This window comes from Phycobacter sedimenti (assembly GCF_038148855.1).
In the GTDB taxonomy this organism is placed as follows: Bacteria; Pseudomonadota; Alphaproteobacteria; order Rhodobacterales; family Rhodobacteraceae; genus Phycobacter; species Phycobacter sedimenti.
On the sequence record NZ_JBBVGR010000001.1, the window covers coordinates 99,089 to 120,017 of the forward strand.

Below are 20,929 nucleotides of genomic sequence, written 5' to 3' on the forward strand. Positions count from 1 at the left end.
TTTCTTGCTACGCGCTGCGGACCAACGCGCGTTTTCAAGTCCAACTATGGACGCAGTCCCTGCAGGTTTCCACCCGAAAAAGACCCGTTCGCTTCGCAGGTTAACCAGCTTTGCCTAGCTACGCCAGAGATTTGGCGACAAAAGCGCGATGATCGCCAATGTTTCAAGCCGACCAAGAACCATTGCGAAACACAGAACCAGTTTCGCGGCCGGTGCCAGTTGCCACAGCAAGATTGGCTCGCTCGCCGCGACATCGGTCAAAGGGCCTGTCGTGGACAGGGCCGATATGGCGAGGATCAACGATGTCTCAAAGTCGGTGCCAAGCGCGGCCAAAGCTGTGCTGATCACCGCAAGGGACAGGGCAAACAGCATGAAAAAGACCCAGGCCACGAATGCACCGTTCTTTTGCAGCCGCCTGTTGCCGACCCTTTCACCGCTTACCGACGAGGGATGAACCAGCCGCTCCATTTCGCCGAGGCCATTGAGATAAAGCGCATAGACCCGCAGGAGCTTCACCCCACCAGCCGTGGTCGCCACCCCGCCCCCGATCAGCGCAAGGCCCAGAAGGATCATGCCCGGCGTATCCAGGCCGGACCAATCCTGCGCCGTCTGCCAATCGGCGCTTTCAAATCCCGTCGTCGACAGAAACGACATGACCGTAAAGAGCGCGCCCCAGAAGGCCCTCAGCGCTTGAAAACCGTCCTCGGTGCCTGTCACCTCCAGGGTGGCCAGCCAGTGCCGCATGAACAGCAGAAGCGGCACCCCAAAGACAATAAGAAGACCCGCCCGGAATTCCGGATCCCGATCCAGGCGGCCATGGCCATTCGTGACGGTGTCACCTGAAAAGGTGAGCCGCGACAGGGCAAAGAACATGAACAGGAACATCACCATCTCGCCGGCAACACCGTTGCTGGCCTGATGTGTGCCCCCAACGGCGGATATCCCGGACGTGGCCATGACCGACATCGCATGCGTCAGCCCGGGCAAGGCTTTGCTGCCGGTGATCATCAGCAGGGTCCACAACACCAGGGTCAGACCGCCGTAAACCGGCGTCAGGGTGCGCGCCACCGTCAGCAGGCGCCGACGCGGGTCGGCCTGCTGCATCTGGGCCGGACTGCCCGCGCCGCCGCCCGGCTCTCCGCGGGCGGTGACCTCGAACCCTCCCAGAAACAGCGGCGCAAGGATTGCCGAGGCCGCAATCCACATCAACAGCCCACCCAGCCAGCCAACGAGGGCGCGCCACAGGTGAACGCTGGGCGGCAGCCGTGCCGGATCAGAAAATACGTCGGCACCGGTTGTGGTTACGGCGCTGACCATGTCGAAATAGGCATTGAGAAAGCTTGTGTTTTTTAGCGCGTCTTGCACCGGCACGGCGAGGAACACCGGCAAAATCGCAAAGGTTGCCAGAAGCGAGAGCAATTGCCCCGGCATCCCGAAACGCGGCGTCCGGTTGCCCAGCGAAAGAGCGATGACGGAAACCGCGAACAAGCCCAAAAGGCCTGAAAAGAAAAAGCTTTGCGAGGTCGGGTGATCGTTCAGGATCACCGCATGAATGGCCGGAACCCACATGGCCAGACAGGCGATGCCCCAGATCAGCAGGAACAGCGGCAGCCGAAGGAGCCCCATTGGTGCCTGTTTGCGGCGCACCATGTCAGAAGTAATCGATCGAGACCTGCATCAGCCTCTCGACCTCTGGTACATCGGCCGCCATGGCAAAGAGCGCGATGACATCGCCCTCTTCGACCCGCAACTCTCCGCTGGGCGGCAGCATTTCGCCGCCTTTCAGAATTCCGCCGACCAGTACGCCCTCGGGAAAGGGAATGTCCCGGATCGCCTGCCCGGCCAGCGGCGTCGTTCCCATCACCTCGGCCTCGATCACCTCGGCCTCGGCATCTCCGATGGAGTAGACCTGACGCACCCGCCCATAGCGGATGTGCTGCAGGATTGAACTCACAGTGGTTGATCGCGGGTTGATGTAGGCGTCAATGCCGAGGTGCGACATCAGGGGCAGCAGCGTCGGGTCATTGATGAGCGCAACCACAAAGGGGCAGCCTTCGGACTTGGCCCGCACCGCCGCCAGCATGTTGGTCTTGTCATCATCGGTCACGGCCAGCATGGCATCTGCACGGCCGATCCCCGCCTCGACCATCAGCGACCGGTCCAGCCCGTCCCCATGCAGAACGATGGTCCGCTCAAGGGTTTCGGCGGCGCGCTCTGCACACTTGCGGCTTTTCTCGATGATCTTGGCCCGGATGCGCCCGGTTTTTGATTCCAGCGCCTTTGCGACCTCAAGCCCGACATTGCCGCCACCCACGATGACGACACGATCCTGGCGTTTTTCTTTTTTACCAAAGACTTCTATGGTTCTGTTCACATCTTCGACATGGCAGAACACATAGGCACTGTCACCGACGAACAGCTGGTCGCCCGGCTCTGGCGCAAAAAGCGTTCCCTCGCGGCGCACCCCGACAACGATGGCTCTCAGTGTCGAGAACAAATCGGTCAGCTGCCGCAAAGGTGTGTTCACGATGGGGCAGTCTTCGTCGATCTGCACCCCCAGGAGCTGTGCCTTGCCGCCCATGAAGGTTTCCGTGTCAAACGCCGCCGGGGCCGACAGGCGCTGGATTGCGGCGGCGGCAACCTCCCGTTCGGGGCTGATCACCACGTCGATCGGCAAATGGTCGCGGCGGTAGAGATCGGAATAGATCGCGGTGAGGTAGCTTTTGGCACGCAGACGGGCGATCTTGCGCTGGATGGAGAACACCGAATGGGCAACCTGACAGGTCACCATGTTGACCTCATCCGAATGGGTTGCGGCGATGATCATATCCGCATCCCGCGCACCCGCGCGCTCAAGCACATCGGGATATGAAGCAAAGCCCGCAACCCCCTGAACATCCAGAGTATCCGTCGCGCGGCGAACCAATTCGGGATTGTTGTCCACGACCGTCACATCGTTCAATTCACCCGACAAATGTCGTGCGATCTGCCAGCCCACCTGGCCGGCGCCACAGATGATAACCTTCATGATCCATTCCCTTGGGCGCGATCTTGCCGTTTTTGAATGACAGAAGGGGCCGAGGCGGTCAAATCAATTGTATCGCGGGCAGTTCCACGGCAAGCTGCGCACATGTTCAAGACCAAGAATTCCGCCAAACCCATTGTCCTGCTGAGCCTTCTGACTGTGACTGTCGCAGCCTGTGGCCCGATCCCGGTCTACTACCGCGAAGGGGCAAGCGTGACCCGGCTTGAGGAAGAGAGCCTCTCTTGCAAGGTGGCCGCCTTGAAAGACGCGCCGGTTGAAAACCAGATCAGACAACACCCCCCAAGATACTACCCCGGCGAGAGATACTGCGCGGATGGCCGGTGCTGGACGCGCCCGGGGTACTGGGTCGACGGGCAGATTTACACGGTGGATGTGAACCTCGGCCTGCGCCGGCAACTGGAACAAAGCTGCATGGAGAAAAAAGGCTACCGTCAGGTATCCCTCAAGCGGTGCACCATGGACGAGGTTTCCACGCGCCTTGCCTCACAGCCCAAACGCCTGCCTCCGCTGAGCGAGGCGGCCTGTGTCTGGAAAAGCCCCGACCAGCAGCTTCATATCCTGACACCCTGAAAAGACAGGGAACCCTTCCAGCCTGCGCCAGGCCATCAATGAGGCATGGCGCACCTTTTGCTGAGCGGTCTCAGACCGGATCGCTCTCCCTCTCCTCAACATGGGCAATCCGGGCCCCGGCCTTGTTCGAGGTCACCACCCCAAGCGATTTCAGCTTACGGTGCAGCGCAGAGCGCTCCATCCCCACAAAGGAGGCCGTACGGCTGATGTTCCCGCCAAAGCGGTTGATCTGCGTCAGGAGGTACTCCCGCTCAAAGGCCTCGCGCGCTTCGCGCAAGGGCAATGTCGCCAATGCGCCGGACAAGACGACACGCCCTTCGTCTTCGACCTTTTCCTCTTCCCGCGGAAGATCCCGGGCATCGATCGGCTCGCAGCCGTCCCCGAGGATCAGGATCCGCTCCACCAGGTTCTTGAGCTGACGCACGTTCCCCGGCCAGGTCATGGTCTGCATCAGCGCAACCGCCTCGTCCGTCAGTTGCCGCAGCGGCAATCCCTGTACCGCGTTGAAGATACGGATAAAATGCTCGGCCAGAACCGGAATATCCTCGCGCCGATCAGCCAAAGACGGCACCGCGATCGGAACCACATTCAACCGATGATACAGCTCCTGACGGAACCGCCCCGCTTCAATTTCGGCATCCAGCGACTTGTTTGTGGATGAAATCACGCGCAGATCGACGCTCAGCTTTTCGGTGCCGCCAACCCGGCAGAACTGCTGGTCCACCAGAACCCGCAAGATCTTGGACTGCGTCCCCGCAGGCATATCCGCAACCTCGTCAAAGAAAATCACGCCCCCGTCGGCCTGCTCCAACAGTCCGGGCTCGATCCCTTTCTCGGGAGTTTCGCGGCCGAACAGCACCTCTTCCATCCGCTCCGGCTCGATGCTCGCGCAGTTGACGCTTACAAAAGGTCCGGAGGCGCGCGTCGAATTCGAGTGGATGTACCGGGCAGCAATATCCTTACCCGCCCCGGCCGGACCGGTCAGCATCACGCGGCCGTTGGATTTTGTAACCTTGTCCAATTGGGAGACCAGGGCGCGGAAAGCCGCCGAACTGCCGATCATCTCTGCGGCCCCTGTTTCCTTGCGGCGCAAGTCCGTGTTCTCGCGGCGCAGACGCGATGTTTCCATCGCACGACGGATCACCACCATCAACTGGTCGATGTTGAAGGGCTTTTCAATGAAATCATAGGCGCCCTGTTTGATCGCAGCCACGGCGATTTCGATATTGCCATGGCCTGAGATGATGACAACGGGGACCTCGGGGTGGTCACGCTTTACGGTCTTGAGGATATCGATCCCGTCCATATGGCTGTCCTTGAGCCAGATATCGAGGATCAAAAGCGCTGGCTCTGACTCGTTGATCTTTGCCATGCATTCATCTGAATTTGCGGCCTTTCGGGTCGCAAACCCCTCGTCCTCCAGAATGTCGGAGATCAGCTCGCGGATGTCACGTTCATCATCGACGATTAGAATATCACTCATGTCAGACCTACTTTCACTGTATTCCTGTTTGCTTCCGCTACCGGGAGGCTCTGCGGAAGGCGGATCTCCGCCATGGCTCCAAAATGGGACTGCCCTTCAAACACGGGCGCATCCGTGAGGATGAGAGAGCCGCCATGCTCCTCGATAATCTTTTTCACGATGGGCAAGCCGAGCCCGGTACCCTGGGTTCGCGTGGTCACATAGGGTTCGAAGAGACGCGCGCGATCTTCGGGAAGCCCGATGCCATTGTCGGCAATCGTCACGACGTAAGATGAGGTGCCGCCGCGGCGCACCGCGACCCGGATCTCTGGCTTGAAACCATCAGGAGCACCTTTTTCCCGAAGTGTTTCAATGGCTTCACCAGCATTCTTGATCAGGTTTGTCAAAGCCTGCCCAACCATCGTGGCATCAAGGTCAGCAAACAGCGGTTCATCCGGAAGATCCGCCGTGATCCTGACCCCTGGCTGACCTGTCTGTTGCAGTACCACGGCATCCCGAACCAGTGCCACCAGGTTCTCTTCGTGGCGTTCAGGTTCGGGCATGCGGGCAAATTTCGAAAACTCATCGACGATACGTCGCAAGTCATTGGTTTGGCGAACAATTACATCGGTCATGGATTGCAGTTGATCGCTGTTTTCTTCCCCAAGTTTCGGGGCAAATTTCCGCTTGATCCGCTCCGCGCTCAGCTGGATCGGCGTGAGCGGGTTCTTGATTTCATGGGCAATGCGCCGGGCCACATCGCCCCAAGCCGCCATTCGCTGGGCGCTCACCAAGTCGGTCACATCGTCAAAGGCCACCACATAGCCTTCGAGCTGCCCATCATCCGAGCGCCGCAGCGACATGCGGACCAACAGGTTTTCCAGGCGACCATGACGCGTGACCTTTATTTCCTCCTGGGCGGTTTCCACATCGCCTGCTTTCAGCGTTTCGAACAGGTGTCCGAATTCCGGGACCGCTACAGCCAGGGCAAGCGACTGCCTGTCGCCGTGCCAGTCCAGTAGCCGCTCGGCCGAGCGGTTCACGAAGGTCACACGCCCCTCGGGATCCAGCCCGACAACGCCAGACGTGACAGAGGACAGCACCGAGTCAAACAACCTGCGGCGCCGTTCGATCTGATCGGTGTTTTCAAGCAGGGTGTGTCGCTGCTGTTTAAGTTCGCGCGTCATCTTGTTGAAATACGTGCCAAGCTGGGCAATCTCGTCGCTGCCATCCTCTTCGGGCACCTGGACATCCAGATTACCACCGCCCACACGGCGCGCCGCAACGGTGAGGCGCCCGACCGGCCCCGAAAGCCGTTCGGCAAACCACATCCCCAGCCACATCGCGGCGAGGATCAGGATCAGCGCAAAGCCGATATAGAGAAGGCCAAATTCAAACAGCACCCGGCCCCGTTCGCGCTCCAACTGCTGGTACAGGTTGGCCGTTTGCTGGGTATCATCAAGAAGGTTCAGCAGTTCGCCGTCAACATCGCGGCTGATATACAAGAAACGGTCGACAAAGGCGTTGAGGCGCACAATGGCGCGGAACTCGTTGTTATCCCAGTCCTGGATGACGGCCATGCCGTCCTCGGTTGCCGTGGCGATATCGGTCGGTTCCGGCTTTTCGAAATCGAATTCATAGGATCTTTCGCCGCGCGCGCGGATGGTCCCCAGTCCGTCGATGACATAGGCTTCCCGCAAGCCCCGCTGCACCTGCAGCTGACCTTGCGACAGAACCTGGCGCAGTTCCGCATCGTTCATGAAAAAACTGCGCGAGCGACTGGTGTCGAGATAGCGGCCAAGCGCTGCGCCATCTTCGATCAGATCTTCTCGCTGTTCAGCCTGATAGGCCTCGGCTGCGGCAAGGGAGGTTCCGATAACCTGACGTACCCGCTGCGAAAACCAGCCCTCCAGACCAACGTTCACTGTCAGCATCGCAAAGATCGCCACAATGACCGTTGGAACCAGGGCGAGAAAGCCGAAGGCACCGATCAGACGCAGGTGCAAACGTGAACCGGCTGATTTGGCACGCCTGGCCGCAAAGAGACGCACGATCTGAGCAAGGACCAATGCGGCAATGGCCATGATATAGACCATATCCGCAAGCAGGATCAGCCGCAGTGACAGCGAAGACGCCCCATGCCCCAGCGGTCCGAAGATCAGGAACGTGGCAAAGGCCAGAATTGGGCCGAGAAGAACAAGCCCCAATGTCCCTATATTGCGGGCCTTGCGGGTCCTGCGCCACCGCTCCATCTGAGCAAAGGTGCGAAACCCCCAGCGAAGATGTGACTTATCCGCCACTTGATGCTCTCACCCCGATGTACGGCCATACTGGCCAACCGCTAGATATCGTGGCCCAACCAACACCCATGCAGGATGACCACGCCTATGTGGCGATATTACATCAGTTTGCGGCGGCGTGTCACCTCAATATCGAGGTCGGTAATCTTCTTTCGCAGCGTATTTCGGTTGATACCAAGCAATTCGGCGCATTTCGCCTGGTTTCCGCCGGTGGCTGCCAGGGAAATCTCGATCAAGGGCGTTTCAACCTCGCGCAGGATTCGGCTGTAAAGCCCCGGCGGCGGCAGCATGTCTCCGTGCAGGTCGAAGTAACGCTGCAGATGGCGCGCCACAGATTCGGTGAGCTTTTCATTTACGGCTCCCCTTACCATTGGCTCGGCGCCAGTCTGCGGCCCAAGCGCGGCGGCGACATCGGACTTTCCAATCTCTTCGCTTCGCGCTGTAAGCGCAAGACGGCGCACGACATTTTCCAGCTGGCGAACATTTCCCGGCCAGGCGAAATGGCGCAAGAGCTCCCTTGCCTCCTCACTGAGCGTCCGGTGCGGTGCGCCCTCGTTTTCAGCCCGGATCAGGAAGTGCTCAGCCAATAGCGCGATATCTTCGACACGCTCGCGCAAGGACGGGACGTGCAGCTCGGTTCCGCACAGACGGTAGTAGAGGTCGGCGCGCAGCTCACCCGCCTCCATCGCCGGGGACAGGTCCCGTTGGCTTGTCGCCATGAACCGCGGGGAATGGTCGCCCGTTGCATCCATCATCCGCACCAGGCGCGCCTGCGCCTCGTCGGGGAGATCGAGCAACTCATCAATCAAGAGCGTGCCGCCCTTTACTTGGGACAACAGACGCGAAGGACCTTCAAGTTCAATCAGATCTGCGGCCGTAGCAGAGACGAACGGCAGGGTGCGACGGTCAGAGAAATCATGGATAGCGCGCGCAATCAAAGACTTGCCGGTTCCACTTTCTCCGGTCACCAGAAGCGGCATATCGGTATTCATCACACGGGCGATCAGACGATAGAGCGCCTGCATCACCTCGGTACGCCCCACCAGCGGCAGCTCTTCGGGGCGCTCCTCGGCATCGGCACGCGGGCCGCTGGATGTGGTGCGCTTTTCCGACAGAGCCTTGGCCGTGCGTTTCATCAGCTCGGGGAGGTCGAACGGTTTGGGAAGATAATCATAGGCATCCGCCTCGGCCGCCTTGATCGCCGTCATGATCGTGTTCTGCGCCGAAATCACGATCACAGGAAGGCCCGGGCGGTCCTCGGCAATCTTGGGCAGCATCTCCAGCCCGTTGCCATCGGGCATCATCACGTCCGAGATGACCACATCACCTTTCCCTTCCGCGACCCAGCGCATCAGCGTCGTCAAAGACGACGTGGCATGAACCTTGCATCCCGCGCGCGTCAGCGCCTGCGTCAAGACCGTGCGAATGGTGCGGTCGTCGTCAGCGACCAGAACTGTGCCATCCATGGATTAGCTCTCCTGCGATTGTGAGGGGCGCGGCTCGCGCGACAAAGACAGCCGGAACACCGTATGCCCCGGCTCTGAGCTTACCGAAATCCAGCCATCGTGGTCTGAAATGATCTTGCTGACCAAGGCCAGCCCAAGCCCTGTTCCGTTTTCCCGGCCCGAGACAAACGGATCAAAGACATCGTCCTTGATGGCTTCCGGCAGGCCTGGGCCATCGTCGATGATTTCGATCTGCAGCGGCAGCAACTTACCGGTTCCATCACTGCGGCGCAGCCGGAAAGAGTGCTCGTAGAAAGTGCGTATGCGGATTTTTCCGCCTTCTTTCCCAGCGGCTTCCGAGGCGTTCTTGAGCAGGTTCAGCACGACCTGCAACAGCTGATCCGCGTCTCCCCAGGCCGGTGGCAAAGAGGGGTCATACTCTTCGGTGATGGTCATGTTGGCGCCAAACCCCAAAAGCGCCGACCGGCGGGCCCGGTCCAGCACATCATGCAGGTTCACGGGTTTGAAATCCGGGGTGGAAAGATTGCCGAACTGCTCCACCTGTTCAAGAAGCTTCACAATGCGGCGGCTCTCGCTGACGATCAGGTCGGTGAGTTCCAGATCCTCGGCACTGAGGTTCATGCTCAGAAGCTGCGCAGCGCCTGTTATGCCTGCCAGCGGATTCTTGATCTCATGGGCCAGCATCTCGGCCATTCCAATGGCAGATTGGGCTGCCGATTTTGCCGAATGGTTCTGGGTCATGCGCCCTGCGAGTTCACGCGGGGACAACAACAACAGCATCATGCCTTCATGCCCGCTGACCGGTGCAATCTGCACCCCGCACTGCAGCGGGGCCCGTGTGACCGCGCCCACGTCGATGTCATTCACAAACAGAGGCGTGCCCGCAACCCGGCTCCGCTGAAACGCATCCGCTATGGGCGCTTCGAACCGAAGCTGATCCCAAACCCGGCTTCCTTTCAGGGACTTGCAAGAGGTGTTGAGAAAACCCTCCGCTGCCGAATTCGCCTCCGCAATGCGGTCTTCTGCGTCGATCAGAAAAGCCGGCACAGGCAGCGAGGCCCAAATCGCGCCATCCTCGATCATGCTGCAGCCTCCTGCGCGCATTGCCCCAGTGCGATCCGGAGCAGGTGCAGAACCGCTTGCGGGTCCCGTTCGGTCAAAACCGAACGGCGCAAGGTGGGTTCGGTCCCGGCCTCATCCATGTACCACCCCAAATGCTTGCGCGCGACACGAAGCCCAAGATCGACGCCATAGAAGCTCAACATGGCCTCGTAATGCCCTGAAACCAAATCGATTAAATCGCCTCCCTTTGGCACCTCGGGCGCCTTTGTACGCCAGATGCCATGGGCGATTTCAGCCAGAAGCCATGGCCGCCCCTGCGCCCCGCGCCCCACCATCACGCCATCGGCACCCGATTCCGCCAATGCCGTCTGTGCGCTTGTCACGCCGGTAATGTCGCCATTGGCCAGCACCGGAATGCTCACTGCTTCCTTGATCTGCCGAATCGCGGCCCAATCCGCAGATCCCTTGTAGAACTGGCATCGGGTGCGGCCGTGGATGGTAACCATCTGAACGCCTGCCTCCTGGGCACGACGAGCAACATCAGCGGCATTGAGCGATCCCTCGTCCCAGCCAAGCCGCGTTTTCAGTGTGACCGGCACATCAACCGCTGCCACCACCGCCTCGATCAGCGAAAGCGCATGGTCAGGCGTCTTGAGCAGCGCCGATCCGGAATACCCATTGGTGACCTTCTTGGCCGGGCACCCCATGTTGATGTCAATCATCCGCGCGCCGCGGTCCGCAACCTGACGGGCGGCCTCGGCCATCCAGTGCGCCTCACGCCCGGCAAGCTGCACGGCCGTGTTCTCGACGTCGGCGCTCAACTCGGCCCGCTCGCGCACGCCGGGCTTGGCCTGGACCATCTCCTGGCTCGCGACCATTTCGCTTACCGTGAGCCCGACACCGAATGAACGCACAAGATCCCGGAACGGCCGATCTGTAATGCCGGCCATGGGCGCCAATGCTATGGGCGGGGTCATGGATATAGGGCCGAGGGTGAAGGACAACTGCTTAATCCTTGTGCGTTTGTGACTTTTCTAACCGATGACAGGGGTGTTGGAAATTCAAATGGGCCTCCAACCTCTCGAAATCCAGCGATGCTGCCTATTTTTTAATCACCCCCATCTGGGCGATTGCCTCTGGAATGTGCTGGCCATAAACACTCGAAAAGCAATCAAAGGACCACCCATGAGCACTGCCGCATTGATCGTCGCCGCCGGGCGCGGCACCCGTGCAGGGGGCGGATTACCCAAGCAGTGGCGCCCCCTCAAGGGGCGCCGCGTCATAGACTGGACATTGGCAGCTTTTCGGCAGGCCGGAATTGGCACAATTGCCCTCGTTCTTTCGCCGGATGACGCCGAGGCCTGGGCTGAATTCAGCGATCAACCCGGAATCGTTCTGGCGGTTGGCGGCGATACCCGCGCGGCCTCGGTCCTGAGTGGGCTGGAGGCACTGCGGGGACGGGGTGTCACCCGCGTTCTGATACACGACGCCGCGCGCCCCTGCGTGAGCCAGGATCTTATTGCCTCAGTGGAGCGGGCGCTGGAAGATGAAAAAGCCGCCGCGCCAGCCCTCGCTGTCACCGATGCATTGTGGACAGGCCGCGACGGCGTCGTGACGGGCACGCAGGACCGCACGGGCCTTTTTGCGGCCCAGACGCCGCAGGGGTTTCACTATGACGCAATTCTCGCCGCCCATATCGCCCATTCCGGCGAAGCAGCCGATGATGTGGAGGTTGCCCGGCACGCAGGCCTTGAGGTCAGCATCGTTCCGGGCGAGGCTGACAATATCAAGATAACCACCCCCCAGGATTTTGCCCGCGCAGAGGCAATCCTGAAAGGCAGGCAGTCAGACAGAACCGAAGGCGAAATCATGGATATAAGGCTAGGCAACGGCTACGACGTGCACCGTTTTGGCAGTGGCGATCACGTGATCCTCTGCGGCGTGGAGATTCCGCATGAAAAAGGTCTGCAAGGGCATTCCGACGCAGATGTCGGCATGCATGCGATCACCGACGCCCTGTATGGCGCCCTCGCCGAGGGCGATATCGGCCGCCACTTCCCTCCGTCGGACCCGCAGTGGAAGGGCGCGGCCAGCGAGATCTTCCTGAAACACGCTGCCGATCTCGTCCGCAGCAAGGGGTTCTCGATCTCGAACGTGGACTGCACCCTCGTCTGCGAATACCCCAAAATCACCCCACATTCCGCAAAGATGCAGGGCGAAATTGCACGCATTCTTGGCGTGGATGCAAATCGCGTCTCCATCAAGGCCACCACATCCGAACGGCTCGGCTTTACGGGACGCGGAGAGGGGATCGCGGCGCTTGCAACAGCCGCGCTGGTGAAACCATGAGGATCGCAACAGCCATCGGGACAGTGCTGGGGGTCGGTTATCTGCGCCCCGCCCCGGGCACATGGGGATCCCTGGCGGCTTTGCCTCTGGCTTATGGGCTCCACCAATGGGGCGGCTTTCCGCTGCTGGCGGCTGCCACGGTCATCTGTATCCTCGCCGGGCTTTGGGCCGCGGCCGAGATGACCCGTGGCCAGGAAGATCTTGACCCATCCGAGTTCGTCATGGACGAATTGGCAGGTCAGTTCCTGGCGCTTTGGGCGATATCCTATCCGGCCTGGGCGCATGGCATCGATATCACGGCCCTGTGGCCGGGCTGGGTCTCGGCCTTTGTGCTATTCCGCCTGTTCGATATCCTGAAACCCGGCCCCGTGGGCTGGGCGGATCGCAAGAAGGGGCCCTTTGGCGTGATGATGGACGATGTGATTGCCGGCCTTCTGGCCGCCATTGGTGTGGGCCTCTTGGCCGGGCTGTCCCATGGGGTACTGGGCCTATGAGAGTTGATGTCGCCGAACTGATCCGGCTGGCAACCCAAAAAGGCATCACCATCGCCACCGCCGAAAGCTGTACCGGCGGTATGGTCGCCGCAGCCCTGACGGATATTCCGGGATCCTCTGCCGTGCTGGATCGCGGTTTCATTACCTATTCGAACACCGCCAAGATGGAGATGCTCGGCGTCAGGCAGGCGACCCTGGCCCGCGTCGGCGCGGTCAGTGAAGAGGTGGCCCGCGAGATGGCCGAAGGCGCGCGGGCGCGCGCGGGCACGACCCTTGCGGTATCGGTTACCGGGATCGCAGGCCCGGGCGGCTCTGAGTTCAAACCGGAAGGCAGGGTGTGTTTTGGCCTCGCCGCCGAAGGGGCTGAGACACAGGTCGAAACGGTTGAGTTCGGAGCCATTGGGCGCAGCAATGTCCGAACCGCCAGTTGTGATCACGCCCTTTTCCAGCTCCTGAAGTGCGCTTTGAACTTCGACCAATAATCAAGCTCAACTCGGTTTTTAACGTCTAATTTTTAGGCGATTTGGGAATTGGTGCAATTTCCGGCACCTGATGCACCCTATTCGCTTCTTTTTTCATCACTCATCGGATTTCACCGCCTCCAACCACACAATATGGATGGAGGGATCGCAAATGAACGGAGCTGATACGGCCTGGATCATTGTGGCGACGGCTTTGGTGCTCTTTATGACGCTTCCTGGCCTCGCATTGTTTTACGGCGGGCTGGTTCGTGCCCGAAATGTGCTCAGTGTATTCATGCACTGCTATGTAATCGCCTGTTTGATGAGCGTTCTGTGGCTCGCGTTCGGCTATTCGATTGCCTTTGGTGGCGGAACCGGCGGCTATTGGGGCGGTCTCGACAAGATGTTCCTCAATGGCGTGACGGCCGACAGCCTGTCGGGCACCCTGCCCGAGGTTCTGTTCTTTGCCTTTCAGATGACCTTTGCCATCATCACCCCCGCGCTCATCGTCGGCGCCTATGTCGAACGTGTGGGCTTTTCCTTTGTGCTTACCTTCTCAGGGCTGTGGATGCTCTTGTGCTATGCGCCGGTGGTCCACTGGATCTGGGGCGGCGGCATGCTGGCCGATGGTGGTATCTTCGGTGAAACCGGAGTGCGGGACTTTGCCGGCGGCATCGTGGTGCATGAAACCGCAGGTCTGGCCGCGATCATCATCGCCGTGGTCCTTGGCCCCCGCAGGAATCGCACAACCCCGCCGCACAATCCTGGTTACGTGGTGATCGGTGCCGCCATGCTCTGGGTCGGCTGGTTTGGCTTTAATGGCGGCTCGCAACTGGCTGCAGACGGCGGTGCAGCCATGGCACTGACCGTGACGCATATTTCTGCCGCAACCGCATCGCTGACCTGGGCGCTTTGGGAAAAGATCAAATATGGCAAAGCCTCGGTTGTGGGCCTCGTCACCGGCACCATTGCCGGCCTCGCCTCCATCACCCCGGCCAGCGGTTTCGTCGGCCCCGTTGAGGCCCTGATCATCGGCGCCGTCGCCGGCATCCTGTGCCAGGAAGCGGTGAACCTGGTGCGCAATGTGCTGAAGATCGACGACACGCTCGACGTCTTTGCCGTGCACGGCGTCGGCGGCATCTTCGGCACAATCATGATTGCCGTCTTCGGCGCAGGCACCTGGGCTGCGCAACTGGGTGGCCTTGCGGTTGTTGGCATCTTTACAACCGTCGTGACCATCGTTCTGGTCAAAGTGGTTGCCGCCTTCACCACACTCCGGGTGGATGCCGAGACCGAGACCAACGGGCTGGACATCTCGGCCCATGGCGAACGCGCCTACGATCTGTCCAGCTAAGCGACAGCTCTGGCAAAACAGTAAAGGCAGGTCCAGACTATCGGGCCTGCCTTTGTTTTTATGCAAAGAGTTTCGAGAAAGCGGCCACCGAACCGCCCTGCCCCAACACGGCCCACGCCCGCTCTGCGGCGTCGCGTCCGATCAAGGAGGCCGCCTTGGCCCGCACCCTCTGTTCTCGCACCTCGAGGCTGGCGGGCTGTTGAAGATCGTGACTGACCTCGAGCCGCTCCCCGTCTTTCTTCAGCAAGACCACAGTGGCTTGCGTTTCGCTCAGATTATCGTCGGCTGTCACATCAATACGGGCGCGCAACGCGACCAACCTGGGATCCGCGCAGATCGCATCGCTGTAGCTTTCGAGCCGGGCCGTATCGATTCCAAGCGCCTGCATGGCGAGCACCGTTCGATAGGAAAACTTGGCGCCAAGGCCGCTATCCGGTTCTGGCTGATTGCAAACCGATATCCAGCGCGGATGCGTCTTCACCTCCAGTCGGGCAATCTCGGGGGCAGCCAGGTCCAGCTCGCGCGCGGCTTCAAGGGCGGCATGCAAACCATGGCAGCAGGCGTGAAACTTGTGACTGACTGTTTCAAACAGCCAGACCTCGCCCAGCCCATTCAACATCTCGCGCACATTTCCCTCGCCATGATGGATGGCGCCAAACCCGAACGGACCTTCCAGGGCTGTTGCATTGGCCGCAAACCCCGCCGCCACGAGCTGTGCGGCCTCAACACCTGCGGAGGCAGCAATCCCGGCATTATAGGGTTTTCCCATAGTCCCAAATTGCGCTTTGAGCCCTGCCGCACGGGTCGCGGCCAAGCCAAAGGCCCCCGCCATCTGCGCCTCGGAGAGCCCCAACAGGCGCCCTGCCGCAGCGGTGGCCCCAAAGGCGCCCGCTGTCGCGGTCTGGTGAAATCCGACCTCATAGTGCGACCGCCCCAGCCACAGGCCAAGCCGGATGGAGACCTCCATTCCGATCAGTGCCGCCTCAAGACAATCCTGCAAGCCTTTGTCTTTCCAATGCGCGATGGCAAAGGCAGCCGGAAAGATCGCGACCGAGGGGTGGCCGATATGGGCAAAATGCGTGTCATCATAGTCGAGCGCATGACTGACGGTCCCGTTGACCAGAGCGGCCATCCGAGCAGGCGCATGACCACCGCCAAACACCGCCGCCTGCGGCGTGCCGCTTTCCGCTTTGGCAAGGTTGCGCAGGATGTGGCCAACCGGTTCGCCAGCCCCGGCGCGCCCGCACGAGAGCCAGTCCAGGGCCGAAAGTCGCGCAATTTCAGTGGCAAGCGCACTGGGACGGACAGGCCCACAGGAAAATGCCGCCAACTCTTTGGTGAAACCGTCGCTCATCTCGCCTCCCGCCGCGCGGGAGGCCCTATCCATAAAGCTCGGCCGCGCGTTTCTCGAATGCGCGCACGATGCGCTGCATTGCCTCGTTGAATACCACCCCGATAATGCCCTGAAGCACCGCGTTCTTGAACTCGAAATCGACAAAAAAGGCCACATCGCAGCCCCCATCGGGGCGATCCGCAAACGCCCAGTTGGATTTCATATAGCGAAACGGACCATCCAGATATTCTGTATCGATCTTGTGCTCGCCGGGGAACAGCGTCACCCGGCTGCCGAACCGTTCACGGAACACCTTGAAGGAGATCACCAGATCGGCCTCCATCACCTCGGCCGCGCCTTGGGGAGTGCGGCTGCGAATGCGTGCTGCGGCGCACCAGGGCAAGAATTTGGGGTACTCTGCCACATCCGCGACCAGGTCGTACATCTGCTGTGCCGTGTAAGGCATCTGGCGGTTTTCCGAGTGGGTAGGCATGGCTGAGGCAATATTCCTGCTTTGATCGTGCCGCGTCATGTCCTATGAACGCGCGGGAAATTCAAGGGGTCAGCCATGTCACAGCGTCCATATGTCATCGATGTGATGATTTCAGCCAAGGCCATTGCCGCGCGGATCGAGGAGCTGTGCGGCGATATTCATGCGGAATTTGCTGATACCGACAAGCTGGTCGTGGTCGGCCTCCTGCGCGGCAGTTTCGTTTTCATCGCGGATCTGGTCCGCGAACTGGATCTGCCGATCGAGGTGGATTTTCTCGAAGCCTCATCCTATGGCGACGCCATGGAAAGCAGCCGGGAAGTACGAATTCTCAAGGACTTGCGCGGTGCCATTGAAGGGCGTGACGTGCTGGTCGTGGAGGATATCGTCGATACCGGCCACACGCTCAACCACGTGATCAAGCTCCTCGAAAGCCGCAAGCCCGCGCGGCTCAAATCTATCGCGCTTCTCGACAAGCCGTCCCGCCGAGAGGTAGATTTCCGCTCCGACTGGATTGGTTTTGAGATCCCGGATGAATTTGTTGTCGGTTACGGCATCGATTTTGCCCAGAGAAACCGTAACCTGCCCCATATCGGCAAGGTCCGCTTCCTTGAAGAAGGCTGATCGCTAGCGGTTACCTTTTGGGGTTTCGTTCAGGATCGCATCAATAACACCGGCAAAAACCGCGGATCCCACCGGGATGATCTCGTCTGGAAAGTCATAGTCGGGATTGTGCAGCTGGGGCATACCTTCACCGGCTCCCAACCAGAACATCGCTGACTTGGAGACCTTGGCGAATTGGCCAAAATCCTCCGACCAGGGCTGTGGTTGCTGCCACACCTTTGGATCGTACCCGTTTGACTTTGCAGCATTAGTGAGGATTTCCGCGGCCTCGGGGTGATTTGTGCAGGCCTCGAACACATCGTCAAAGGAAACCATGCATTCCAGCCCCTCATCGGTGCAGACCCGGCGTGCCTCCTGCGTGACGGCCTCGACCAGCACTGACATGCGTTCGTCCGTCACGGTCCGCAAAGTGAGCCAGATTTCAGCCTCTCCGGGAGCGATGCCAAAGGTGGCCTCGCCCAGCCACGCATGGGTCAGCGTGACCAAGGCGTAATCGGGCGTGCGATCACCGCCCGGCCCCAAAGCCACAAGCGACGGCATAAGCCGTGTCATGGCCCCCGCTGGCGAGCGCCCATCCTGGGGCGCCGCAGCATGAGAGGTCTTGCCCTTGAGCTTTAGCCGCATCCCGCACGAAGCGCAGTTTGCCGGGCCAGTGCAGATGGCAATCTGCCCTCGAGCCAGCCCAGGGTAGTTGTGCAGTGCAAAGGAATAATCCGGTTTGATCCGCTCGAACTGCGGATCTGCAATGACGGCCGCTGCGCCCTTGCCGGTTTCTTCGGCAGGCTGGAAGAGCAAGACGACCTGTCCACATGCCGGGCGTTGTTGCGACAGGCGATCCGCAAGGGCCGCCACCATGACCATATGCCCGTCATGGCCGCACAGATGTCCACGCCCGGAGTGGATGGAGCGATACGGCGCCGCCGACTGCTCTGTGATCGGAAGGCCATCAAGCTCGCAGCGGATCAGGACCGCAGGACCGTCTTCTGCGCCCCGAAAAACGGCTGCAACGCCGTGTCCCCCAAGGCCGGTCAACAGCGCGTCTGGTGAATGCTCGCTCAGGTATCTGGCGATATGCGCAGCAGTTTTCTCTTCAGAGCCAGAGACTTCTGGGATCTTGTGAAGGTCGTGGCGCAGCCGGGTGAGCCGCGCCAGCTGTTCTGGCGTCATGCAAGCCCCAGCTTGGCATTGCGGGCCTCACGCAGGCGGGCAAAATCATCTCCAGCGTGATAGGAGGAGCGTGTCAGCGGCGTGGCAGAAACCATCAGGAAACCTTTGCCATAGGCGGCTTTTTCGTAGGATTCGAACTCTTCCGGAGTTACGAACCGGTCCACCGCATGGTGTTTGGGCGTCGGCTGCAGATACTGTCCGATGGTCAGGAAATCGATGTCTGCCGCCCGCATGTCGTCCATGACCTGACGCACGGCCTGCGCGTCCTCGCCAAGGCCCACCATGATACCGGATTTCGTGAACATGGAAGGATCCAGTTCCTTCACCCGTTGCAGCAGCCGCAGCGAATGGAAGTAGCGCGCACCCGGTCGCACCTCGGGGTAAAGGCCGGGCACTGTCTCGAGGTTATGATTGAACACATCCGGGCGGGCTTCCACAACGGTTTCAAGTGCTTCCGGGCCGCACTTGATGAAGTCCGGGGTCAGGATTTCGATGGTTGTCCTTGGGCTGCGGTGGCGCACGGCGCGGATGGTCTGGGCGAAATGCTCGGCCCCGCCATCCTCGATGTCATCGCGATCAACCGAAGTGATCACCACGTGGTTCAGACCGAGTTTTTCAACCGCATGGGCCACCCGGCCCGGCTCAAAAGCGTCCAGCGCCTCTGGCGGCTTGCCGGTTGCAATGTTGCAGAAGGTACAGGCACGCGTGCAGACCTCGCCCATGATCATCATCGTGGCGTGTCCCTGGCTCCAACACTCGCCCACGTTCGGACAACCAGCTTCCTCACACACCGTGACGAGGTTGTTTTCCCGCATGATCTTGTGAGTGTCCGCATACCCCTTGCCACCGGGCGCCTTGACGCGAATCCAGCTGGGCTTTTTGGGCTGAGCATTATCGGGGCGATGCGCCTTTTCCGGGTGGCGCTGCGCGGGGATTTTCAGGTCTCTCACGGGGTTTTTCCCTTGCGGCAACAGTTTGATGTTCCATGTAGCACAGGCGCATGAGGATGACACGGCCATTTCTGCATGGCTGGCTTTCAAGAATTGCAAAGACGCGTGAATATTGCCTTTCCATTTCAGGTCCCGAACTTCGTTCTGCAGTGCCGCAGGCCCATTCGCACCCGCAGCATTTCCCATTGCACCTTTTGCGTTCGTTTAATAGGTCAGCGCACAAAACCAACTTGTCGATGGAGACTGTCATGAAAGCCGGCGTCAAACTGCCCGAAGTAACCTACCACACCCGCGTGCGTGACGATTCGATCGAAGGTCCGAACCCGTTTCGCTGGGAAGACAAGACCACAGCCGACTACTTTGCCGGAAAGCGGGTCGTCCTGTTCTCCTTGCCCGGCGCCTTTACCCCGACCTGCTCGACCTACCAGCTGCCCGGGTTCGAAAATGGTTTTGCGGATTTTCAGGCCGAGGGCATCGATGCCATCTACTGCATGTCGGTCAATGACAGTTTTGTGATGAACAAATGGGCCGAGGCGCAAAAGATTGAAAACGTTCAGGTCATCCCCGATGGGTCCGGCGAATTCACCCGCAAGATGGGTATGCTGGTCGCCAAGGATAACCTCGGTTTTGGCGCACGTAGCTGGCGCTATGCGGCCGTTGTGAATGATGGCGTGATTGAAGCGTGGTTCGAAGAGCCGGGCCTGTCCGACAATCACCCCGAAGACCCCTATGGCGTGTCCTCGCCGGACACCGTGCTGTCCTACCTGAAGACTGCGAAGTCCGAAGTGGCTGCCTGATAGCAGGCAGGAGTGTTGGCTCAGCGGGCATCAGACAGGCGCCTGCTGAGCCGTTCTAGGTACCGGCATCCACCGCAGGTGCTGCTCTGCTCTCGGTAACGATTTGCAGGCCGACCGCGCCGACGACCTCCAGCAGTTGCTCAAACCAGTCCGTTGCCTCGGTTGTATCACGCCGCACCAGGCCGATCCGCCGATAGGGTTCGGGCGAAGGAAACCGCTGAACGCACAGCCCGTCGGCAGCAGCACATTCGGCACGCATGGCCAGTTCCGGCATCAGGGTCAATCCGAACCCGGCGGCCACCAGCCGAGACAGGGTGGCAAGGGAGCCGGCCCCCATGTTGATCTCGGGCGCGTTGCGCTGCATGCCGCAGATTTCCAGCGCCTGATCCGTCAGGCAGTGACCGTCCTCCAAAAGCATCAATTGTTCCGAGTGCAGATCCTGCGGGCGGATCTCGGTCCCTTCTGCATTGATCTGGGCCAGCCGTTTGGCCGAACCGGCAAGCAGGAAACGATCCTGAAACAGTTCCACCTCCACCAGCCCATGCCCGCCGGTCGGCAAGGCCAGGATCGCAGCATCCAGATCTCCGGTTCGCAGCGCGGCAAGAACACGTTCCGTGGTCGCCTCACGGACCTGAATCGACAACTGAAGATCGGTCGCGCGCAACCGAGCCAGGACCCCCGGAAGCAGATAAGGCGCGAGCGTCGGGATAACCCCAAGCGCCAGGCTGCGCTGACCATTGGTTTGCTCGCGCGCCATGCGCCCCAATTGTTCGGCCGCGGTCAGCACCGCCTCGGCTTGCTGCAGAACCTGACGGCCCAACGGCGTCAACACAACGTCCCGCGCCCGGCGCTCCACCAGCAACCCGCCCATCGCTTCTTCCAGGGACTGGATTTGCACAGAAAGCGCTGGCTGAGACACATGGCAAAGCTCGGCAGCCCGGCCAAAGTTCCGCTGGTCGCACAAAGCCCGGAAATAGGTGAGTTGACGCAATGTGAAGTTCATA

The 20,929-nt window shown here is 60.4% G+C and carries 19 protein-coding genes; 7 read left to right on the forward strand and 12 right to left on the reverse strand.

What is annotated here, in order from left to right:
* Positions 1–114: 114 nt before the first annotated feature.
* The gene (locus AADA15_RS00475; RefSeq protein WP_341639580.1) at positions 115–1,650 is read right to left on the reverse strand and encodes a TrkH family potassium uptake protein; all 1,536 of its coding nucleotides are present in this window, start codon (positions 1,648–1,650) and stop codon (positions 115–117) included.
* 1 nt (position 1,651) lies between these two features.
* Positions 1,652–3,028 carry a Trk system potassium transporter TrkA gene (gene trkA / locus AADA15_RS00480; RefSeq protein ID WP_341639581.1) on the reverse strand — a complete coding sequence of 459 codons (1,377 nt, stop codon included), beginning with the start codon at positions 3,026–3,028 and terminating at the stop codon, positions 1,652–1,654.
* Positions 3,029–3,130: 102 nt separating this feature from the next.
* On the opposite strand from trkA, the gene AADA15_RS00485 reads away from it, so the two are divergent.
* A complete protein-coding gene (locus AADA15_RS00485; RefSeq protein WP_341639582.1) occupies positions 3,131–3,616 on the forward strand; it encodes a hypothetical protein in 486 nt (161 codons plus the stop codon).
* 70 nt (positions 3,617–3,686) lie between these two features.
* Here AADA15_RS00485 and ntrX read toward each other — a convergent pair whose 3' ends face one another.
* The 5 genes from ntrX to dusB all read right to left on the reverse strand — a co-directional run bounded on the left by ntrX (position 3,687) and on the right by dusB (position 10,910).
* Positions 3,687–5,099, reverse strand: a complete 1,413-nt coding sequence (gene ntrX / locus AADA15_RS00490; protein WP_341639583.1) for a nitrogen assimilation response regulator NtrX — start codon at positions 5,097–5,099, stop codon at positions 3,687–3,689.
* Positions 5,096–7,378: a sensor histidine kinase NtrY-like gene (locus AADA15_RS00495; protein ID WP_437343157.1), complete on the reverse strand. Its 2,283-nt coding sequence runs from the start codon at positions 7,376–7,378 to the stop codon at positions 5,096–5,098. Before AADA15_RS00495 ends, ntrX begins: the two co-directional genes overlap by 4 nt.
* 98 nt (positions 7,379–7,476) lie before the next feature.
* On the reverse strand, positions 7,477–8,844 hold the full coding sequence (locus tag AADA15_RS00500) for a response regulator (protein ID WP_341639584.1): 1,368 nt from the start codon (positions 8,842–8,844) through the stop codon (positions 7,477–7,479).
* A gap of 3 nt (positions 8,845–8,847) precedes the next feature.
* Positions 8,848–9,927 carry a two-component system sensor histidine kinase NtrB gene (locus tag AADA15_RS00505; RefSeq protein WP_341639585.1) on the reverse strand — a complete coding sequence of 360 codons (1,080 nt, stop codon included), beginning with the start codon at positions 9,925–9,927 and terminating at the stop codon, positions 8,848–8,850.
* The gene (gene dusB / locus AADA15_RS00510; RefSeq protein WP_341639586.1) at positions 9,924–10,910 is read right to left on the reverse strand and encodes a tRNA dihydrouridine synthase DusB; all 987 of its coding nucleotides are present in this window, start codon (positions 10,908–10,910) and stop codon (positions 9,924–9,926) included. The genes AADA15_RS00505 and dusB overlap by 4 nt, the downstream gene beginning before the upstream one ends.
* A gap of 181 nt (positions 10,911–11,091) precedes the next feature.
* Between dusB and AADA15_RS00515 the strand changes: the two genes are divergently transcribed.
* The 4 genes from AADA15_RS00515 to AADA15_RS00530 all read left to right on the forward strand — a co-directional run bounded on the left by AADA15_RS00515 (position 11,092) and on the right by AADA15_RS00530 (position 14,564).
* On the forward strand, positions 11,092–12,255 hold the full coding sequence (locus AADA15_RS00515; RefSeq protein ID WP_341639587.1) for a bifunctional 2-C-methyl-D-erythritol 4-phosphate cytidylyltransferase/2-C-methyl-D-erythritol 2,4-cyclodiphosphate synthase: 1,164 nt from the start codon (positions 11,092–11,094) through the stop codon (positions 12,253–12,255).
* Positions 12,252–12,749, forward strand: coding sequence for a phosphatidylglycerophosphatase A family protein (locus AADA15_RS00520; RefSeq protein WP_341639588.1), 498 nt, complete (start codon positions 12,252–12,254; stop codon positions 12,747–12,749). The genes AADA15_RS00515 and AADA15_RS00520 overlap by 4 nt, the downstream gene beginning before the upstream one ends.
* Positions 12,746–13,231, forward strand: coding sequence for a CinA family protein (locus AADA15_RS00525; RefSeq protein ID WP_341639589.1), 486 nt, complete (start codon positions 12,746–12,748; stop codon positions 13,229–13,231). Before AADA15_RS00520 ends, AADA15_RS00525 begins: the two co-directional genes overlap by 4 nt.
* A 151-nt stretch (positions 13,232–13,382) precedes the next feature.
* The gene (locus AADA15_RS00530; RefSeq protein WP_341639590.1) at positions 13,383–14,564 is read left to right on the forward strand and encodes an ammonium transporter; all 1,182 of its coding nucleotides are present in this window, start codon (positions 13,383–13,385) and stop codon (positions 14,562–14,564) included.
* A gap of 58 nt (positions 14,565–14,622) precedes the next feature.
* Here AADA15_RS00530 and AADA15_RS00535 read toward each other — a convergent pair whose 3' ends face one another.
* Both AADA15_RS00535 and AADA15_RS00540 read right to left on the reverse strand, forming a co-directional pair.
* On the reverse strand, positions 14,623–15,918 hold the full coding sequence (locus tag AADA15_RS00535; protein ID WP_341639591.1) for an MmgE/PrpD family protein: 1,296 nt from the start codon (positions 15,916–15,918) through the stop codon (positions 14,623–14,625).
* Between the two features lie 25 nt (positions 15,919–15,943).
* Positions 15,944–16,390, reverse strand: a complete 447-nt coding sequence (locus AADA15_RS00540) for a type II toxin-antitoxin system RatA family toxin (RefSeq protein ID WP_341639592.1) — start codon at positions 16,388–16,390, stop codon at positions 15,944–15,946.
* Positions 16,391–16,465: 75 nt separating this feature from the next.
* Here AADA15_RS00540 and hpt point away from each other — a divergent pair, with 75 nt between their 5' ends.
* On the forward strand, positions 16,466–17,011 hold the full coding sequence (gene hpt / locus AADA15_RS00545; protein ID WP_341639593.1) for a hypoxanthine phosphoribosyltransferase: 546 nt from the start codon (positions 16,466–16,468) through the stop codon (positions 17,009–17,011).
* A gap of 3 nt (positions 17,012–17,014) precedes the next feature.
* Here the strand turns inward: hpt and AADA15_RS00550 are convergent, their stop codons facing one another.
* Both AADA15_RS00550 and lipA read right to left on the reverse strand, forming a co-directional pair.
* Complete coding sequence (locus AADA15_RS00550; RefSeq protein ID WP_341639594.1) at positions 17,015–18,178, reverse strand: amidohydrolase; 1,164 nt, start codon at positions 18,176–18,178, stop codon at positions 17,015–17,017.
* Positions 18,175–19,128 carry a lipoyl synthase gene (lipA, locus tag AADA15_RS00555; protein ID WP_341639595.1) on the reverse strand — a complete coding sequence of 318 codons (954 nt, stop codon included), beginning with the start codon at positions 19,126–19,128 and terminating at the stop codon, positions 18,175–18,177. The genes AADA15_RS00550 and lipA overlap by 4 nt, the downstream gene beginning before the upstream one ends.
* A gap of 248 nt (positions 19,129–19,376) precedes the next feature.
* Here lipA and AADA15_RS00560 point away from each other — a divergent pair, with 248 nt between their 5' ends.
* Positions 19,377–19,925: a peroxiredoxin gene (locus AADA15_RS00560; RefSeq protein WP_341639596.1), complete on the forward strand. Its 549-nt coding sequence runs from the start codon at positions 19,377–19,379 to the stop codon at positions 19,923–19,925.
* 55 nt (positions 19,926–19,980) lie between these two features.
* On the opposite strand, the gene AADA15_RS00565 is transcribed toward AADA15_RS00560, so the two are convergent.
* Entirely contained in the window at positions 19,981–20,928 is a 948-nt protein-coding gene (locus AADA15_RS00565; RefSeq protein ID WP_341639597.1) for a hydrogen peroxide-inducible genes activator, read from the reverse strand.
* Between the last annotated feature and the right edge of the window lies 1 nt (position 20,929).

Bases quoted from the DNA above. Each gene is read 5' to 3' on its own strand.
- AADA15_RS00560 (WP_341639596.1), top strand. From the start codon at position 19,377: ATGAAAGCCGGCGTCAAACTGCCCGAAGTAACCTACCACACCCGCGTG.
- AADA15_RS00535 (WP_341639591.1), bottom strand. From the start codon at position 15,918: ATGAGCGACGGTTTCACCAAAGAGTTGGCGGCATTTTCCTGTGGGCCT.
- AADA15_RS00500 (WP_341639584.1), bottom strand. From the start codon at position 8,844: ATGGATGGCACAGTTCTGGTCGCTGACGACGACCGCACCATTCGCACG.
- hpt (WP_341639593.1), top strand. From the start codon at position 16,466: ATGTCACAGCGTCCATATGTCATCGATGTGATGATTTCAGCCAAGGCC.
- AADA15_RS00485 (WP_341639582.1), top strand. From the start codon at position 3,131: ATGTTCAAGACCAAGAATTCCGCCAAACCCATTGTCCTGCTGAGCCTT.
- AADA15_RS00505 (WP_341639585.1), bottom strand. From the start codon at position 9,927: ATGATCGAGGATGGCGCGATTTGGGCCTCGCTGCCTGTGCCGGCTTTT.
- ntrX (WP_341639583.1), bottom strand. From the start codon at position 5,099: ATGAGTGATATTCTAATCGTCGATGATGAACGTGACATCCGCGAGCTG.
- AADA15_RS00550 (WP_341639594.1), bottom strand. From the start codon at position 18,178: ATGACGCCAGAACAGCTGGCGCGGCTCACCCGGCTGCGCCACGACCTT.
- trkA (WP_341639581.1), bottom strand. From the start codon at position 3,028: ATGAAGGTTATCATCTGTGGCGCCGGCCAGGTGGGCTGGCAGATCGCA.
- AADA15_RS00525 (WP_341639589.1), top strand. From the start codon at position 12,746: ATGAGAGTTGATGTCGCCGAACTGATCCGGCTGGCAACCCAAAAAGGC.
- AADA15_RS00515 (WP_341639587.1), top strand. From the start codon at position 11,092: ATGAGCACTGCCGCATTGATCGTCGCCGCCGGGCGCGGCACCCGTGCA.
- AADA15_RS00540 (WP_341639592.1), bottom strand. From the start codon at position 16,390: ATGCCTACCCACTCGGAAAACCGCCAGATGCCTTACACGGCACAGCAG.
- AADA15_RS00530 (WP_341639590.1), top strand. From the start codon at position 13,383: ATGAACGGAGCTGATACGGCCTGGATCATTGTGGCGACGGCTTTGGTG.
- AADA15_RS00520 (WP_341639588.1), top strand. From the start codon at position 12,252: ATGAGGATCGCAACAGCCATCGGGACAGTGCTGGGGGTCGGTTATCTG.
- AADA15_RS00565 (WP_341639597.1), bottom strand. From the start codon at position 20,928: ATGAACTTCACATTGCGTCAACTCACCTATTTCCGGGCTTTGTGCGAC.
- AADA15_RS00475 (WP_341639580.1), bottom strand. From the start codon at position 1,650: ATGGTGCGCCGCAAACAGGCACCAATGGGGCTCCTTCGGCTGCCGCTG.